Below are 16,773 nucleotides of genomic sequence, written 5' to 3' on the forward strand. Positions count from 1 at the left end.
GGCTTTGCCCGGCCCCCGCAGCAAGGTCAAGTCATTCCGCAGCAAGGCGCGAGATGATCACCGTCACCTCGGGTTTCTTGCCGATCTCCTCCATCGAGACCTGCCGGGTGATCTTGCGGATCGCCTCTTCCAGCTTGTCGTCATTGCGCACCGTCTTGCCATCGGCACGGTCCAGGAATTCGGCCAGCTCGCCCTCGATGCTTTGCGCCACCGGCACGCCGGCGCGACCGGTTTCGGGCAAGCCCGAAAGTTCAACCCAAGCGTCGGGCAGCGGGCTGTCATCCTCATCGATAATGACGGAAACCATGGCATGACCGTTCAACGCCATGCGGATACGGTCGCGCACGACGCCGTCCATGGCGCCGATCAGCACGCTGCCGTCCAGATACAGCCGGCCGGTGTCGATCTGATCGACGACGCGCGGCACCGGGCCGGTCAGGTCGATCATGTCGCCATTGGTCGCCACCATCGCGGCCAGCCCCTTTTTCGTGGCCAGCTTGGCATGTTCGCGCAGGTGCATGTGTTCGCCATGCATCGGGATGACGATCTGGGGTTTCAGCAGGTCATGCACCGCCTCGATATCGGGGCGGTTGGCATGGCCCGAGACGTGATAGACGCCGTCATCGGCATCGAACAGATCGACGCCCATTTCCGAAAGCTGGTTCTGGATGCGGATCACGCCGCGCTCATTGCCCGGAATAGTGCGGGACGAGAACAGGAAGCTGTCGCCCTCTTTCAGCTCGATGCCCAGATAACGGCCACGCGACAGCTGCGCGCTGGCGGCGCGGCGTTCGCCCTGACTGCCGGTCACGATCAAAAGCACCTTGTCGCGCGGCAGCTCGGCCGCCTCTTCGGGGCTGACGACCGGGGGAAAGCTGGTCAGGATGCCGGTTTCGATGCCGACGGTGATCATCCGCCGCATGGCCCGGCCCAGCAAACAGATCTTGCGACCTGCCGCCACCCCGGCCTCGGCCAGCGTCTTCAACCGGGCGATGTTGCTGGCAAAGGTCGTGGCGACCACCATCTGGCGCTGCGCCATGACGAAATCAAGCAGCGGATTGGCCAGCAGCGCCTCGGACCGGCCGGGCTGCGGCGAAAAGATATTGGTGGAATCGCAGGCCAGCACCTTGATGCCCTGCCCTTCGCCCGCGATCTCGTGCCACATGATCGGATCAAAGGCCTCGCCCACCACGGGCGTGCCGTCCAGCTTGAAATCACCGGTATGCACGATACGGCCCGCCGGCGTGTCGATGATCAGCGCCGAGCTTTCCGGGATCGAATGGCTGATCGGCACGAATTGCACCTGGAATGGGCCGGCGGTGATCACTTCGGGGCGCGGCGCGTGAATCTGCAACTGATCGACGGGCTGGCCCATCTCTTCCAGTTTTAGCCGGGCCAGCGCGCCGGTAAAGCGGCGGCAATGCACCGGCTTCTGGATCTTGGGCCAGAGCAGGCCAAGCGCACCGACGTGATCTTCATGCCCATGGGTGATGAAGATGCCCTCGATGCGGTCACGGTTGGCTTCCAGCCAGCCGACATCGGCCATGATCAGGTCGATCCCCGGCGCGCTGTCCATATCGCCGAAGGTCACGCCCAGATCGACGACGATCAGCCGCTCGCGGCCGGGCTCGCCATAGCCATAGACATAGGCGTTCATGCCGATTTCGCCCGCGCCGCCCAGCGGCAGATATATCAGGCGCTCAGCCATTGCCCATCTCCTTGTTGTAATCATGGATCAGACGCAGACCATGCATGGTCAGATCGTCCTCGATCGCGTCGAACAGATCAAATCCCTGATCGAATAGCGGCGCGAGGCCACCGGTTGCAATCACCTTCATCGTCCGGCCACGTTCTTCGCGGATCTTTTCGACAATGCCCTGCACCAGACCGATATAGCCCCAGAAAATGCCCGACTGGATGCAGGCCACGGTATTGGTGCCGATCACCTTGGCCGGCATGGTCACATCGACATGCGGCAGGCTGGCCGCGCCCATATGCAGCGCCTCGAGGCTGAGGTTCACGCCGGGCGCGATGACGCCGCCGACATAGGCGCCATCGGTGTCGACCACGTCGAAGGTGGTGGCGGTGCCGAAATCGACCACGATCAGGTCCGGCCCATGCCGGTCATAGGCGCCGACAGTGTTCACCAGCCGGTCGGGGCCGACCACAGTGCCAAAATCGACGCGCGGCGCCACCGGCAGCAGGCAGTCGGGCTTGCCCACCACCAACGGGCGGGTGTCGAAATAGCGGTTGCAGAGCACGCGCAGGTTAAAGACCACACGCGGCGCGGTCGAGCTGATGATGCATTCGGTGATGTTCAGCTCAAACTTCTGCAGCAGCATCAGCGTCGAGAGCCATGTGAAATATTCATCCGCCGTGCGGCGATGGTCGGTCGCGATCCGCCACATCGCCAGAAAGCGCGTCCCATCCCAGACGGAGAACACCGTATTGGTGTTGCCGGTGTCGATGCAAAGCAGCATGGCCGCCCCCTAGAAGAACACGTCGGCCGCAGGCAGGATCTGCTGCCCTGCCGGCGTTTTCAGGATCAGCGCGCCGCTGTCGTCGATGCCCTCGAACACGCCCCGCGTCTGGTTGGTGCCGGTGCGGGCGGTGATCACCTCGCCCAGCCGCGCGGCGCGCGCCAGCCATGCGTTACGCAGCGGCTGAAACCCCCATGTCTCCAGCTGCGTCAGCCAATGCGCAAAGGCCGGCGCCAGCAGGTCCAGAAACTCCTCGGAGCCGATGGTAAAGCCTGTCTCACCCCGGACCGAAACCGGCGTGACCGCGCCCGGCTCGACCGCACCGCTGTCCGGCGCCGCCGCCAGATTGACGCCGATGCCGACTGCAACCGAGGTCAGCTCGGGCCCGCTGCTTTCCAGAAGGATGCCTGCGACCTTGCCGCCGTTCAGCAGCACGTCATTGGGCCATTTGATCGCCAGCCGGGCCGAAGGGCCGCAGGCATCGGCAAGCGCATCGTAAAGCGCCAGCGCGGCGACAAAGGACAGTTGCGGCGCCGCGGCGGCACCGCCCTTGGGGCGCAGGACCAGCGTGCCGGCGAAATTTCCCGCCGGCATCACCCATTCCCGCCCGCGACGGCCACGGCCGCCATATTGTTCGTGCGTCAGGATCCACGCGGGGCCGCTTAGCCCCGGCGCAAGGCGCAGCGCCTCGGCATTTGTGCTTTCGGTGCGGGCCAGGACATGCCTGGCCACGCCCTCGGGCCAGCGATCACTCAACGGGTTTGGGCTCGGCGTTGTCCGCCCCGCCGACCGCCATCGCCGCGACCGGCTGGTCGCCGGCCAGAACCGGCGCCACCAGCGTTTCGGCAGCCCGGCCCGCAGCGGCATCGACGCCGAACATGCTGACCGCCCCGATGACCATGGCCGCCGCCGGAACGATCAGCGCCAGATATTGCACCGGGCTCATGCGCGAGGTCACGCCCTGCCCTTCGGCACCGAAATACATGTAGTATACGATGCGCAGGTAGTAGAAGGCACCGATAACCGAGGCGATCACGCCCGCCACCGCCAGCCAGCCCAGACCCGATTGCACGGCGGCGTTCAGCACGCCGAACTTGGCAAAGAAACCAAGGGTCGGCGGCACGCCGGCAAGGCTGAACATCAGGACCAACACCGCGAGCGCCTTGGTCGGCTCGGACCAGGCAAAGCGGTTCAGCGCCGACAGATCGGTGATCGGGGCGCCGTCACGCTCAAGCGACAGGATGAAGGCAAAGCTGCCAACGTTCATCACCGCATAGATGGTCATATAGATCAGCATGGCCTGCACGCCGACCGCCGAACCGGCCGCCAGACCGACCAGCGCAAAGCCCATATGTGCGATCGAGGAATAGGCCATCAGACGTTTGATATTGGTCTGGCCGATGCCGGCGATCGAGCCCACGAACATCGACATGACGGCCAGCGCCGCGATGATCTGGCTCCAGTCGCCGATGACATGGCCAAAGGCGTCAAAGACCAGACGCGCGATCAGCGCCATGGCCGCGACTTTGGGTGCGGTGGCAAAGAAGGCGGTAACCGGCGTCGGCGAGCCTTCGTAGACGTCGGGCGTCCACATGTGGAACGGCACCGCCGAGACCTTGAAAGCCAGACCGACCAGCATGAACACCAGCCCGAACAGCACACCCAGCGAGAGATGGCCGGCGTTCAGCGTGGTGATGATACCCTGAAAGCTGGTGCTGCCGGCAAAGCCATAGACCAGCGAGGCACCGTAAAGCAGCAGGCCCGAGCTGAGCGAGCCCAGCACGAAATATTTCAGCCCCGCCTCGGACGAGCGCGCCGAGTCGCGCCGCATCGCCGCCACGACGTAAAGCGCCAGCGATTGCAGTTCGAGCCCCATATAAAGCGTCAGCAGATCGCCCGCCGACACCATGATCATCATGCCGATGACCGACAGGGTGACGATGATCGGGAATTCAAAGCGCAGCATGTTGCGGCGCTGCATGTAATCGGCGCTCATCGCCAGAACGGCGCTGGCGGCGACCAGCATCACCACCTTGGCAAAGCGCGAGAAGCCGTCATCGATGAACATGCCGTAGAAGGCCGGCTGATCGGCGCGGCCGCCCAGACCCACCATGGCGGCGACGACAAGAAAGGCCGCGACCGTGGCCCAGAGCAGCGCCTTGGCCAGCGTGTCCTTGCCCAGATAGGCGCCGACGAGCAGCGCCACCAGCGCATAACCAGAGAGCACCGCCTCGGGCAGAATGGTCGAAAAATCGAGCGAGGTCATCCCGGCCCCCTTAGTGACTGGCCGGCGCCGTGACGGCGGGTGCCGCAGGCAGGCTCTGGTGATAGTGGTTCAGCAGATCGGCGACCGCAGGCCCGGTCACGTCGGTGATCAGGCGCGGATAGACGCCCAGCAGCAGGGTCATCGCCACCAGCGGCGCAAAGATCCATTTCTCGCGCGGGGTCAGGTCGGTGATGGTCTTCAGCGCCTCTTTCACCAGCTCACCGAAGGTCACGCGGCGATAAAGCCAGAGCGCATAGGCAGCCGAGAAGATCACCCCGGTGGTTGCGACCAGCGCCACCCAGGTATTGACCTGGAACGCGCCCATCAGCGTCAGGAACTCGCCGACAAAACCCGAGGTGCCCGGCAGGCCGACGTTGGCCATGGTGAAGAACATGAAGATCAGCGCATAGGCCGGCATCCGGTTCACGAGGCCGCCATAGGCCGCGATCTCGCGGGTGTGCATCCGGTCATAGATCACGCCCACGCACAGGAACAGCGCGCCCGAGACAAAGCCGTGCGACAGCATCTGGAAGATGGCGCCGTCGACGCCGACCTGATTGGCGGCAAAGATCCCCATGGTCACGTAGCCCATATGCGCCACGGACGAATAGGCGATGACCTTTTTCATGTCGCTCTGCACCAGCGCCACAAGCGAGGTGTAGACGATGGCGATGGCCGACATCCAGAAGATCACCGGCTGCATGATGTCCGAGGCGACCGGGAACATCGGCAGGCTGAAGCGCAGGAAGCCGTAGCCCCCCATCTTCAGAAGCACTGCGGCCAGCAGGACCGAGCCGCCGGTCGGCGCCTGAACGTGCGCGTCGGGCAGCCAGGTGTGCACCGGCCACATCGGCATCTTGACCGCGAAGCTGGCAAAGAAGGCCAGGAACAGCAGCATCTGCGTGCCGCCCACGACCGTCATGCCCAGCAGGCGATAGGTCTCATGCGGGAAGTCGAAGGTCAGCAGCGTCGGAATGTCGGTGGTGCCCGCCATGCGATACATGGCGATCATCGCGACCAGCATCAGCACCGAGCCGAGAAAGGTGTAGAGGAAGAACTTGAACGCCGCATAGATGCGATCCTTGCCGCCCCAGATGCCGATCATCAGGAACATCGGGATCAGACCTGCCTCGAAGAACAGGTAGAACAGCACCAGATCCAGCGCGGTGAACACGCCGATCATCATGCCCTCCAGCACCAGGAAGGCGATCATGTATTCCTTGACCTTAACGTTCACCTCCCAGGTCGAGAGGATGGTCAGCGGCATCATGAAGGTGGTCAGCAGGACGAACAGCACCGAGATGCCGTCCACGCCCATCTTGTAGCGCAGGCCCATGATCCAGGCGTGGTCTTCCACGAACTGGAAACCGGTGTTCTGCGCGTCAAAGCCAAAGAGCACGAAGAGCGAGATCAGAAAGGTCGCCGTCGTGGTCAGCAGCGCCAGCCATTTGGCATTGCGCGCCGCCGCCTCGTCCTGACCGCGCAGGAACAGGGCCATGATCCCCGCCGCAACGATGGGCAGGAAGGTGATGATGGAAAGAAGGTTCGTCATATCAGTGCGCGCCCCGCATCATCACCCAGATCAGCAAGCCTACGATGCCGAGGACCATCGCAAAGGCATAGTGGAACAGATAGCCCGTCTGCACCCGGACCGCAGCGCGGGTCAGCCGTGGGATCAACCCCATGGCGATCCCGTTGATCGTGCCGTCGATCACCGTGCCATCGCCGCGTTTCCACAGGAAACGGCCCAGCCACAGCGTCGGACGCACGAAGATGAAGTTGTAGATCTCGTCGAAATACCACTTGTTCAGCAGGAACTGATACAGCGCCGGCTGCGCCCTGGCCAACCGACCCGGCAGGTCGGGGCTGCGGATGTAGAACATCCAGGCGGTGAAGAGGCCGATCAGCATCGCGATGAAGGGCGAGACCTTGACCCAAGCCGGGGCATGGTGCGCCTCTTCCATGATGTGGTTGTCGGGCGCCATGTAGATCGCGCCGCCCACCGGGGCCACCACCGCAGCATGACCGGCGTCCGTGCCGTGCTCGGCCGCAGCCGGAGCCTCGGCGGTCGTCGCCACAGCTTCGGTCGTGGTCGCGGGCTCGGTCGAGGCATGGGTTTCAGCCGCAGCCTCACCCTCGGTCGCTTCATGCTCGGCGCCGGCGATGTGGAAATACTCCACCACCTTCTCGTGATTGCCGAAGAACGGGCCATACCAGACCATGCCGGCAAAGACCGCACCCACCGCAAGGATGCCCAGCGGCACCGTCATGATGGCGGGGCTTTCATGGGCATGTTCATGCGCATGATGGTCGCCACGTTCCTTGCCATAGAAGGTCAGGAAGATCAGGCGCCAGGAATAGAAGCTGGTGAAGCAGGCCGCGATGACCAGCATCACATAGGCATAGGTGTTGCCGGCCCAGGCGCTTTCGATCACGGCATCCTTGGACAGGTAGCCGGCGAAACCGATATGGGTCAGCGGGATGCCCACGCCGGTGATGGCAAAGGTGCCGATCATCATCGCCCAATAGGTCAGCGGGATCTTTTTGCGCAGGTTGCCATAGTTCCGCATGTCCTGCTCGTGGTGCATCGCATGGATGACCGAGCCGGCGCCCAGGAACAGCATCGCCTTGAAGAAGGCATGCGTCAGCAGGTGGAACATGGCGACCGAATAGACGCCCACGCCAGCGGCCACGAACATGTAGCCCAGCTGCGAACAGGTCGAATAGGCGATCACGCGCTTGATGTCGTTCTGCACCAGCCCGACCGTCGCCGCAAAGAACGCGGTGGTCGCGCCCAGAATGACGATGAAATGCTTGGTATAAGGCGCGAATTCATAAAGCGGCGACATGCGGCAGACCAGGAACACGCCCGCCGTGACCATGGTCGCGGCGTGGATCAGCGCCGACACCGGGGTCGGGCCTTCCATTGCGTCCGGCAGCCAGGTGTGCAGGAACAGCTGCGCCGATTTGCCCATGGCGCCCACGAACAGCAGGAAGGCCAGAAGGTTGGTCGCGCTCCAGTCACGCCACAGGAAATGCAGGCTTTCCTGCGCCAGCTGCGGGATCTGGGCAAAGATCTCGTCGAACTGGATCGTGCCGGTCATCCAGTAAAGGCCAAAGATGCCCAGCAGGAAGCCGAAGTCACCGACCCGGTTGACGATAAAGGCCTTCATCGCCGCCGCGCCTGCCGATTGCTTGCGGTAGTAGAAACCGATCAGCAGATAAGACGCGACGCCCACGCCTTCCCAGCCAAAGAACATCTGCAGCAGGTTGTCCGCCGTCACCAGCATCAGCATGGCGAAGGTGAAGAACGACAGATAGGCAAAGAAGCGCGCCTTGTAATGCGCGTGATGGCCGAAGTTCTCATCATGGGCCATGTAGCCCATCGAATAGGTGTGCACGAGCGCCGAAACCGTGGTCACAACGATCAGCATGATGACCGTCAGGCGGTCGATGCGGATCGACCATTCCGAGTGGAAATCGCCGACCGAGATCCAGTCCAGCACCGGAATGTGCCGGGTCACGCCGTCAAAGGACAGGAACAGATACCAGCTCAGCAGGCAGCTCAGGATCAGGATGCCCGTGGTCAGGTATTGCGCGGTTTTCTCGCCGATCAGCTTCCAGCCAAAGCCAGCGACCAGCGAGCCCAGAAGGGGCGCGAAAAGAACGATCTTCTCCATGCTCTCGTCAGCCCTTCATCACGTTGACGTCTTCCACCGCGATGGTGCCGCGGTTGCGGAAGAAGACCACAAGGATCGCCAGGCCGATGGCGGCCTCGGCGGCGGCCACGGTCAGGATGAACATGGTGAACACCTGCCCCGCCAGATCGCCAAGGTGGGTCGAAAAGGCGACGAAGTTGATGTTCACCGCCAGCAGCATCAGTTCGATCGACATCAGGATGACGATGACGTTCTTTCGGTTCACGAAGATCCCGAAAATGCCGGTGACGAATAATATCGCCCCCACAACAAGATAATGAGTCAATCCGATCATCGTCCTGGTCCCTCCGGGTCGTTCACCCGTTGAATATCCGTTCGCTACATGGGCCGCTTGCGCGCGACCCGAATTGGCTTGGATGCCCTTGGGCCAAGGGCTTACAGCCCCTGCCCCGGCTTCACGTCTTTCAGTTCCATCGCCTTGGCCGGGTCGCGCCACATCTGCTCCAGCACGTTCTGACGCTTGATGTCGCGGCGGTGGCGCATGGTCAGCACGATCGCCCCGATCATCGCCACCAAGAGCACCAGACCGGCGATCTGGAAGGCCAGCAGGTAGCGATCATAGATCACCATGCCCAGACCCAGCGTGTTGTGCACACCCTCGGCCACCGGGGCGGCGCGCAGGCTTTCGGCGGTCTCGGCCGGGGTCCAGCCCGAAAAGGCGATACCCAGCTGTGCCAGCAGCACCACGGCGATGATCAGCGCAAGCGGCAGATAGCGCGCCAGCTCGCCCTTCAGCTCGGCAAAATCCACGTCCAGCATCATGACGACGAACAGGAACAGCACCGCCACCGCGCCGACATAGACCACCACCAGCAGCAGCGCGACGAATTCGGCGCCCTGCAGGATGAACAGCCCCGCCGAAGCGAAGAAGGCAAGGATAAGCCACAACACCGAATGCACCGGATTGCGCCCGATCACGACCATGAAGCCCGCAACGCAGGCACTGATCGCGAACAGGTAGAAAGCAAAACTCATCATTCCTCGTCCTCCTCGGCATAGACGCTCTGGGCGATCTCGAGCGCCTTCTGCATCGCAGGCAGCCCGCCGAACATGCTCATCTGATAGATCGTCTCGGCGATCTCACGTTTCGTTGCTCCCGCGGCCATGGCCTGCCGGATGGTCAGGCGCAGCTGCGGTTCGGCCAGCGCACCCTGAACGGTGATCGCGCCGATGGTCAGAAGCAGACGCGTCTTGGCGTCCAGCCCCTCGCGGTTGAAGGTCTTGCCGAACCACATCTCCAGCATGTCGGCCGGCATCACCGGCACCAGCTTTTCCAGCGCACGCATGTCGATATTTTCCAGCGCCGGATTGAAGGCACGCGCCATCTCCTGGCTGGATGCGATCATCTGCGCGAAAAGCTTGGTGAACGGATCGGTCATCTGTAGGGCGCATCCAGTTGCAGGTTGCGCGCGATCTCGGCCTCCCAACGCTCGCCGTTCGCAAGGAGTTTCTCCTTGTCATAGAACAGCTCTTCGCGGGTTTCCGTCGCATACTCAAAGTTCGGGCCTTCGACGATGGCATCGACCGGGCAGGCTTCCTGACAGAAGCCGCAATAGATGCATTTCGTCATGTCGATGTCGTAGCGCGTCGTGCGGCGCGAGCCGTCGTCGCGCGGTTCGGCGTCAATGGTGATGGCCTGCGCCGGGCAAATCGCCTCGCAGAGTTTGCAGGCGATGCAGCGTTCCTCGCCGTTCGGATAGCGGCGCAGCGCGTGCTCGCCCCTGAAGCGCGGCGACAGCGGGCCCTTTTCATGGGGATAGTTCAGCGTGGCCTTGGGCGACACGAAATAGCGCATGCCCAGGCCAAAGCCCTTGATGAAATCCCACATCAGGAAATACTTGGTCGCGCGAACCAGATCGAAGGCCATCAGAAACGCTCCCCTGCCTTCGGCGCCGCGAAACGATCGAAGGCCGCGACGATGCCGCGCACGAAGGCGCTGTCCTTGGCATGTTCGCCATTGTCGACGTTATTGGCCAGGAAATGCGCAAGTTCCACCTTGTCGGTCTCACTGGCGGCGGCAAGAGCCTCGGCTAGCTTGTTGGAATACATGATTATCCTCCGAGGGTGAAGCGAGCCCAGAAGCCGCCCAGAACTTCGTAACGTGCCAGGATCGCGACCAGGACCACCCAGCCCAGCGACAGCGGCAGGAAGACCTTCCAGCCAATGCGCATCAGCTGGTCGTAGCGATAGCGGGGCACGATCGCCTTGACCATGGCGAACATGTAGAACCAGAACCACATCTTGATGACCATCCACCACCAGCCGTCGGCGATGAACGGAACCGGCGACAGCCAGCCGCCAAAGAACAGCAGCGAAAGCAGCGCGCACATCAGATAGATGGCGATATATTCGCCGGCCATGAACAGCAGGTAGGGCGTGGACGAATATTCGACCATGTGGCCCGCGACCAGCTCGGATTCCGCCTCGGCCAGATCGAAGGGCGGGCGGTTGGTTTCGGCTAGAGCCGAGACGAAGAACAGCACGACCATCGGCAGGTGCGGCAGCCAATACCAGTTCAGCAGCCCGTAAGAGCCTTTCTGGGCATGCACGATCTCGGTCAGATTCATCGAGCCGGTCGAGATGATGATGCCGATGATGATCAGCCCCATCGAGACCTCATACGAGATCATCTGCGAGGCCGAGCGCAGCGACGCCAGGAACGGGTATTTCGAGTTCGAAGCCCAGCCGCCCATGATCGCGCCGTAGACTTCCAGCGACGAGGCGGCAAAGACGAACAGGATGCCGACGTTGATGTTGGCCATGACCCAGCCGTCATCAAAGGGGATCACCACAAAGGCGAACAGCGCCAGCATCATCGACAGGAAGGGCGCCAGGAAGAAGATGAACTTGTCGGCGCCGGCCGGGATGACGATTTCCTTGACGATATATTTCAGCGCATCGGCAAAGGTCTGCAGCAGGCCCCAGGGACCGACCACGTTCGGACCACGGCGTATCTGCACGGCCGCCCAGATCTTGCGGTCGCCATAGACCATGAAGATCAGCGATCCCATGACGAATGCGATGACGGCCAGCCCCTGCAAGAGCAGGCTGAGCGCGAAACCGAAGGGCGAACCCCAGAATTCAGCCATGATCTTTCGTCCCTCTTATCACGCCGCGGGAATGCCGCGCGCCTTGCATTCCTGCAAGGTGTCTTTCGTTGTCATTACCGTCAGCCCCATCGGTTTCTTGTCCGAAAGGGTAAAGACCGAGCCGACCATAATCTTGCCATTGCGCTTGTCGCTCAGCGTGCGGATGTGGCGCGCATAGGGCGCGCCCTTGCTCTCCGCCCAATGGGCCAGCGCGCATGTGGCATAGGCGAAGGCGGTGTCGGCGTCCACCCCGCTGCGCAGATTTGCCGTCACTTCGACAAGGCTGTCACCTTTGCGACGCGGGCTGTCATAGCTTTTGACCGAACTGGCCAGGAAGTCTTTGGAATCGGGCTTGAAACTGGCCGGCAGGTTCAGTTTCAGCGGCTGGGTGCGGGCCTTGAATTCGGCCAGCGCCTTTTCCTGCGCGGTCGGGCCGCGCTTGCGCACCGCCCCCATCGCGCGCACGCCGGACAGGTCCAGCCCAAGGTTTTCGTTCAGCGCCGCCAGATCGGCCTCGGACACCTCGAAGGCGTCGCGGCCGCCGGGGCTGTCCAGCGCCATCGGCGTCACCGACCCATCGGGTTCAAGAATCAGGATATCGCCCGACTTGGTCGAGATGCGCGCCCGCGCCATTGCCTTCTTGCCCGGCGAGCCGGCATCGCTTTGCAGCACCGCGACGTTCAACGCCTCGGGCTTGGTCTTGGGACGGCCATTGTCCCCGGTCGATTCGTCCGAGGCACAGCCGGCCAGCATCGCGGCCATCAAACCCAGTCCGACACAGCGCGAGAAGGTTTTGCGCATGAACTACTCCGCTGCCAGCGCGGTAGCCGCACGGGCCGCCGCCATTGCCGAAAGTTCCCCCATCAGCGGCGACGAGCGTGCGATCGGGTTGGTGAGATAGAAATCCTTGATGGCATAGCGGAAGCTGGCGACGCCCAGATCCAGACGCGTCAGCGCCTGCCATTCGTTTTCCGGCACCTGATCGATCTGGGCCAGATGCGGCACCGCCTGCACCAGCGCCCGGCGCAGCCCGGCAAGGCTGTCCCAAGGCTGGGTCTTGCCCAGCTCGGCCGACAGCGCCCGCAGGATCGCCCAGTTCTCCTTGCCCTCGCCCGGCGCGAAATTGGCGCGCATCGCCAGTTGCGGCCGGCCTTCGGTGTTCACGAACAGGCCGTTTTCCTCGGTATAGCAGGCGCCCGGCAGGATGATGTCGGCGCGATGCGCGCCGCGGTCGCCATGGCTGCCCTGATAGATCACCACGGGGCCGGCGGCGACATCCACCTCATCCGCGCCAAGGTTATAGACCACTTCCGCGCCCTCGATGGCGGCGACCAGACCACCTTCGGTCACGGCGCCCACATCCATCGCCCCGACGCGGCTGGCGGCCGTGTGCAGGATCAGCAGTTTCGAGTTGCTGTTTTCGGCCAGCTTCATGGCGTGCGCCAGAACCGCCTCGCCGTCAGCCTCGCGCAGGGCGCCCTGCCCGACGATGACCAGCGTCGGCTTGGCCTTGGTCGCGTCGGTGATCTCCATCGACGACAGCTTGGCCAGCGCGGCGCGGTCATTGCCCAGATGCGCGTAATCATAGGTCAGATCGACCGGCTCGCCGACCAGCCCGATCTGTGCGCCCCGCGCCCAGGCCTTGCGGATGCGGGCGTTCAGCACCGGCGCCTCTTCGCGCGGGTTGGTGCCGATCAGCTGGATCATCGCGGCCGTGTCGATATCCTCGATCCGCGCCGTGCCGACATAGGCCGAGCGGTTGCCGGCCGGCAGCCGCGCGCCATCGGTGCGGCATTCCACCTTGCCGCCCAGACCTTCGATCAGCTGCTTCAGGCTGAAGGCGGCCTCGGTCGGGACCAGATCGCCGATCAGGCCGGCAACCTTCTTGCCCTTCATCGCCTTGGCGGCGGCCTCCAGCGCCTCGGGCCAGCTCGCGGGGCGCAGCTTGCCGTTCTCGCGGATATAGGGGCGGTCAAGACGCTGGCGACGCAGCCCGTCCCAGACGAAGCGGGTCTTGTCGCTGATCCATTCCTCGTTCACGCCGTCATTGTTGCGCGGCAGGATGCGCATGACTTCGCGGCCCTTGGTGTCGACGCGGATGTTCGCGCCAAGCGCGTCCATCACGTCGATGGTCTCAGTCTTGGTCAGTTCCCACGGCCGGGCGGTAAAGGCATAGGGCTTCGAGACCAGCGCGCCCACCGGGCACAAGTCGATGATATTGCCCTGCATGTTCGAGGCCAGCGTTTCGTTCAGATAGCTGGTGATCTCGCTGTCCTCACCACGGCCGGTCTGGCCCATCTGGGTGATGCCGGCGACCTCGGTGGTAAAGCGCACGCAGCGGGTGCAGGAAATGCAGCGCGTCATATGGGTTTCGACCAGCGGACCAAGGTTCAGGTCCTCGGTGGCCCGCTTCGGCTCGCGGTAGCGGCTGAAGTCGATGCCATAGGCCATGGCCTGATCCTGCAGGTCGCATTCACCGCCCTGATCGCAGATCGGGCAATCCAGCGGGTGGTTGATGAGCAGGAACTCCATCACCCCCTCGCGGGCCTTCTTGACCATGGGGCTGTTGGTCTTGATCTCCGAGGGCGCGCCATCGGGACCGGGGCGCAAGTCCTTGACCTGCATGGCGCAAGAGGCGGCGGGTTTCGGCGGGCCGCCCACGACCTCGACCAGACACATGCGGCAGTTGCCGGCAATCGACAGGCGCTCGTGATAGCAGAAGCGCGGCACCTCGATCCCGGCCTGCTCGCAGGCCTGGATCAGGGTCAAATTGGGATCGACCTCGATAATCTTGTCGTCGATCTTGAGCTTGCGAAGATCTGCCATCTTTCGTCTTCCCTCATGCCCCGCAGCGGCCACGGGCCGTCGCGGGTTTCAAATGCTGGCCCAAGGCTGGCCGGTTCGTGTCTTGCGCCGTCATCCCTGTACCTTCACGAAGGCACGCGGAAAGACTTGCGGCACTATTCTGTCCTGTTCGCCATCGCGCTGCACCAGCACGCTGCCGGTATCCGCGCCGGGGCGGAAAGTGACGGTCGCGCGGATCGCGCCCGAGGTATTGTAGCGCAGGCTGCGGTTCAGATCGGTGGTATAGCGGCTGCCGTCCGGCCGCCAGCAGCTGATCACCGCCTGATCGGCATTGCCGGTGATGCGCAGCAAGGGCGCGCCAGTGATGCCCCGGGTGACTTTGGTGCGCACGCCCGGCCCGGTCGCATCGCATTGCAGATCGCCCGGCGCGAAGATCGAGAATTGCAGGTAAAACTTCTGCGCCGTCGGCTCGAACCCCTGCGAAGGCTCACCGGCAAAGGCGTCGGCTGCGATCATCGCGGCGGCAGAGGCGGCCATCAGGGCCAGTCCGATGCGGTTCATCCACTTCTTCATTTCGCCACCAACAAGCTGCCGATAATAGATTTTGCCGCGATTTCCTGCTTGCCGATGGCACAGAAGCTTTGCGGATCATTCGCTTTGGCGCCCTTGCGGGTCAGGTAATCCTCGGCCACGCCATAGATGCGCTTTTTCTCGGCCTTGTCATGCAGGAAGGCGTCGATCTGGACGTTGGAATAACCCTTGTTCTGGGCATAGGATTTCAACCGGCGCGCCTCGCCAAAGGCATAAAGGATACGGCCGTCGATGGTCGGACAGGTGCGGCGGATGCGGTCAGCGATGCGCGCGGCGATCAGCCGGTCGTTGATGTATTTTTCCTTGGCAATCGGTTCCAGCGCGACGGCGGGCGTCGCCAGCAGGGCGCCGATCAGCGCGAGGGGCAGAAGTTTCATGGCTTTGGCCTTTCCGTGGTGACATGTCGTCATACCACGGCACCGCCCAGCGGTTCCGACACCTTGTCTTGAGCGTCCCCCGGCCACGCGCGATCCCGCCCCCAGAGGGGCGTGACGCAGCGCGGCTGGGAAAAGGCCCGCCATCGTGATTACTCCGCCGCCATGGCGCCCATGCGCCCGGTGCGTTTGGCCTTGATGCGGTCCTCGATTTCCTCGCGGAAGTTGCGGATCAGCCCCTGGATCGGCCAGGCGGCCGCGTCGCCAAGCGCGCAGATGGTGTGGCCTTCGACCTGCTTGGTCACGTCGAACAGCATGTCGATTTCCTCGACCTCGGCCTCGCCCTTCACCAGACGGTCCATGACGCGCATCATCCAGCCGGTGCCCTCGCGGCAGGGCGTGCACTGGCCGCAGGATTCGTGCTTGAAGAAGGCCGAAAGCCGCCAGATCGCCTTGATGATGTCGGTCGACTGATCCATCACGATCATGCAGGCGGTGCCGAACGAGGACCGCAGCTCGCGCATGCCGTCGTAATCCATGATGGCATTTTCGCATTGCTCGGCGGTCAGCACCGGGCAGGAGGCGCCGCCGGGGATCACGGCCTTCAGGTTCTTCCAGCCGCCGCGCACGCCGCCGCCATGCTTTTCAATCAGCTCGCGCATCGGGATCGACATGGCCTCTTCGACCACGCAGGGGGTGTTGATATGGCCGGTCATGCCGAACAGCTTGACGCCGGCGTTGTTGGGACGGCCAAAGCCTGCGAACCACTCGGGGCCACGGCGCAGGATGGTCGGAACCACGGCAATGGATTCGACGTTGTTCACCGTGGTCGGGCAGCCGTAAAGCCCCGCACCGGCCGGGAACGGCGGCTTCATCCGGGGCATGCCCTTCTTGCCCTCAAGGCTTTCCAGAAGCGCGGTTTCCTCGCCGCAGATATAGGCGCCGGCGCCGTGGTGCAGGTAAAGATCGAAATCCCAGCCCGAACCGGCGGCATTGCGGCCCAGAAGGCCCGCGTCATAGCATTCGTCGATGGCCGATTGCAGCGCCTCTTTCTCGCGGATGAACTCGCCGCGGATGTAGATATAGGCGGCATGCGCGCCCATGGCGAAGCTCGCGATCAGCGCCCCCTCGATCAGGGTGTGCGGATCATGGCGCATGATCTCGCGGTCCTTGCAGGTCGCGGGCTCGGATTCGTCGGCGTTGATGACCAGATAGGACGGGCGGCCATCCGATTCCTTGGGCATGAAGGACCATTTCATGCCGGTCGGGAAACCCGCGCCGCCGCGACCACGCAGGCCCGAGGCCTTCATTTCGTTGACAATGCCGTCGCGGCCCTTGGCGATGATCGCGGCGGTGCCGTCCCAGCAGCCGCGCTTCTTGGCGCCGGCCAGGCTCCGGTCGCCCATGCCGTAGAGGTTCGTAAAGATCCGGTCCTGATCGTTCAGCATC

17 protein-coding genes are annotated in these 16,773 nt (G+C 63.4%); all 17 read right to left on the bottom strand.

Annotated features, from left to right (window positions below):
• Nucleotides 1-31: 31 nt before the first annotated feature.
• A complete protein-coding gene (locus tag GL279_RS08370) occupies nt 32-1,708 on the bottom strand; it encodes a ribonuclease J (protein WP_155064178.1) in 1,677 nt (558 codons plus the stop codon).
• Nucleotides 1,701-2,480 carry a type III pantothenate kinase gene (locus tag GL279_RS08375; protein WP_155064179.1) on the bottom strand — a complete coding sequence of 260 codons (780 nt, stop codon included), beginning with the start codon at nt 2,478-2,480 and terminating at the stop codon, nt 1,701-1,703. The genes GL279_RS08370 and GL279_RS08375 overlap by 8 nt, the downstream gene beginning before the upstream one ends.
• A gap of 9 nt (nt 2,481-2,489) precedes the next feature.
• Nucleotides 2,490-3,236 (bottom strand): biotin--[acetyl-CoA-carboxylase] ligase, encoded by a 747-nt coding sequence (locus tag GL279_RS08380; RefSeq protein WP_211371286.1) that lies wholly within the window; start codon nt 3,234-3,236, stop codon nt 2,490-2,492.
• A complete protein-coding gene (gene nuoN, locus GL279_RS08385) occupies nt 3,229-4,746 on the bottom strand; it encodes an NADH-quinone oxidoreductase subunit NuoN (protein WP_155064181.1) in 1,518 nt (505 codons plus the stop codon). The genes GL279_RS08380 and nuoN overlap by 8 nt, the downstream gene beginning before the upstream one ends.
• 10 nt (nt 4,747-4,756) lie before the next feature.
• The gene (locus GL279_RS08390) at nt 4,757-6,298 is read right to left on the bottom strand and encodes an NADH-quinone oxidoreductase subunit M (protein ID WP_155064182.1); all 1,542 of its coding nucleotides are present in this window, start codon (nt 6,296-6,298) and stop codon (nt 4,757-4,759) included.
• A 1-nt stretch (nt 6,299) separates the two neighbouring features.
• Nucleotides 6,300-8,426, bottom strand: a complete 2,127-nt coding sequence (gene nuoL / locus GL279_RS08395) for an NADH-quinone oxidoreductase subunit L (RefSeq protein WP_155064183.1) — start codon at nt 8,424-8,426, stop codon at nt 6,300-6,302.
• Between the two features lie 7 nt (nt 8,427-8,433).
• Entirely contained in the window at nt 8,434-8,739 is a 306-nt protein-coding gene (gene nuoK / locus GL279_RS08400; protein WP_155064184.1) for an NADH-quinone oxidoreductase subunit NuoK, read from the bottom strand.
• Between the two features lie 101 nt (nt 8,740-8,840).
• On the bottom strand, nt 8,841-9,443 hold the full coding sequence (locus tag GL279_RS08405) for an NADH-quinone oxidoreductase subunit J (RefSeq protein WP_155064185.1): 603 nt from the start codon (nt 9,441-9,443) through the stop codon (nt 8,841-8,843).
• Nucleotides 9,440-9,844 carry a carboxymuconolactone decarboxylase family protein gene (locus tag GL279_RS08410; protein ID WP_155064186.1) on the bottom strand — a complete coding sequence of 135 codons (405 nt, stop codon included), beginning with the start codon at nt 9,842-9,844 and terminating at the stop codon, nt 9,440-9,442. The genes GL279_RS08405 and GL279_RS08410 overlap by 4 nt, the downstream gene beginning before the upstream one ends.
• A complete protein-coding gene (nuoI, locus tag GL279_RS08415) occupies nt 9,841-10,332 on the bottom strand; it encodes an NADH-quinone oxidoreductase subunit NuoI (protein WP_155064187.1) in 492 nt (163 codons plus the stop codon). The genes GL279_RS08410 and nuoI overlap by 4 nt, the downstream gene beginning before the upstream one ends.
• Nucleotides 10,332-10,514 carry a hypothetical protein gene (locus GL279_RS08420; RefSeq protein ID WP_155064188.1) on the bottom strand — a complete coding sequence of 61 codons (183 nt, stop codon included), beginning with the start codon at nt 10,512-10,514 and terminating at the stop codon, nt 10,332-10,334. Before GL279_RS08420 ends, nuoI begins: the two co-directional genes overlap by 1 nt.
• Nucleotides 10,515-10,516: 2 nt before the next feature.
• Entirely contained in the window at nt 10,517-11,554 is a 1,038-nt protein-coding gene (gene nuoH, locus GL279_RS08425) for an NADH-quinone oxidoreductase subunit NuoH (protein ID WP_155064189.1), read from the bottom strand.
• An 18-nt stretch (nt 11,555-11,572) separates the two neighbouring features.
• Nucleotides 11,573-12,355, bottom strand: a complete 783-nt coding sequence (locus GL279_RS08430) for a hypothetical protein (RefSeq protein ID WP_155064190.1) — start codon at nt 12,353-12,355, stop codon at nt 11,573-11,575.
• A 3-nt stretch (nt 12,356-12,358) separates the two neighbouring features.
• Nucleotides 12,359-14,380: an NADH-quinone oxidoreductase subunit NuoG gene (gene nuoG / locus GL279_RS08435; RefSeq protein ID WP_155064191.1), complete on the bottom strand. Its 2,022-nt coding sequence runs from the start codon at nt 14,378-14,380 to the stop codon at nt 12,359-12,361.
• Nucleotides 14,381-14,470: 90 nt separating this feature from the next.
• Nucleotides 14,471-14,920 carry a hypothetical protein gene (locus GL279_RS08440; RefSeq protein ID WP_155064192.1) on the bottom strand — a complete coding sequence of 150 codons (450 nt, stop codon included), beginning with the start codon at nt 14,918-14,920 and terminating at the stop codon, nt 14,471-14,473.
• An 8-nt stretch (nt 14,921-14,928) separates the two neighbouring features.
• Nucleotides 14,929-15,327: a DUF5333 domain-containing protein gene (locus GL279_RS08445; protein ID WP_155064193.1), complete on the bottom strand. Its 399-nt coding sequence runs from the start codon at nt 15,325-15,327 to the stop codon at nt 14,929-14,931.
• A gap of 149 nt (nt 15,328-15,476) precedes the next feature.
• Nucleotides 15,477-16,772 (bottom strand): NADH-quinone oxidoreductase subunit NuoF, encoded by a 1,296-nt coding sequence (nuoF, locus tag GL279_RS08450; protein ID WP_155064194.1) that lies wholly within the window; start codon nt 16,770-16,772, stop codon nt 15,477-15,479.
• Between the last annotated feature and the right edge of the window lies 1 nt (nt 16,773).

Source organism: Paracoccus limosus (genome assembly GCF_009711185.1).
GTDB classification, from domain to species: Bacteria; Pseudomonadota; Alphaproteobacteria; order Rhodobacterales; family Rhodobacteraceae; genus Paracoccus; species Paracoccus limosus.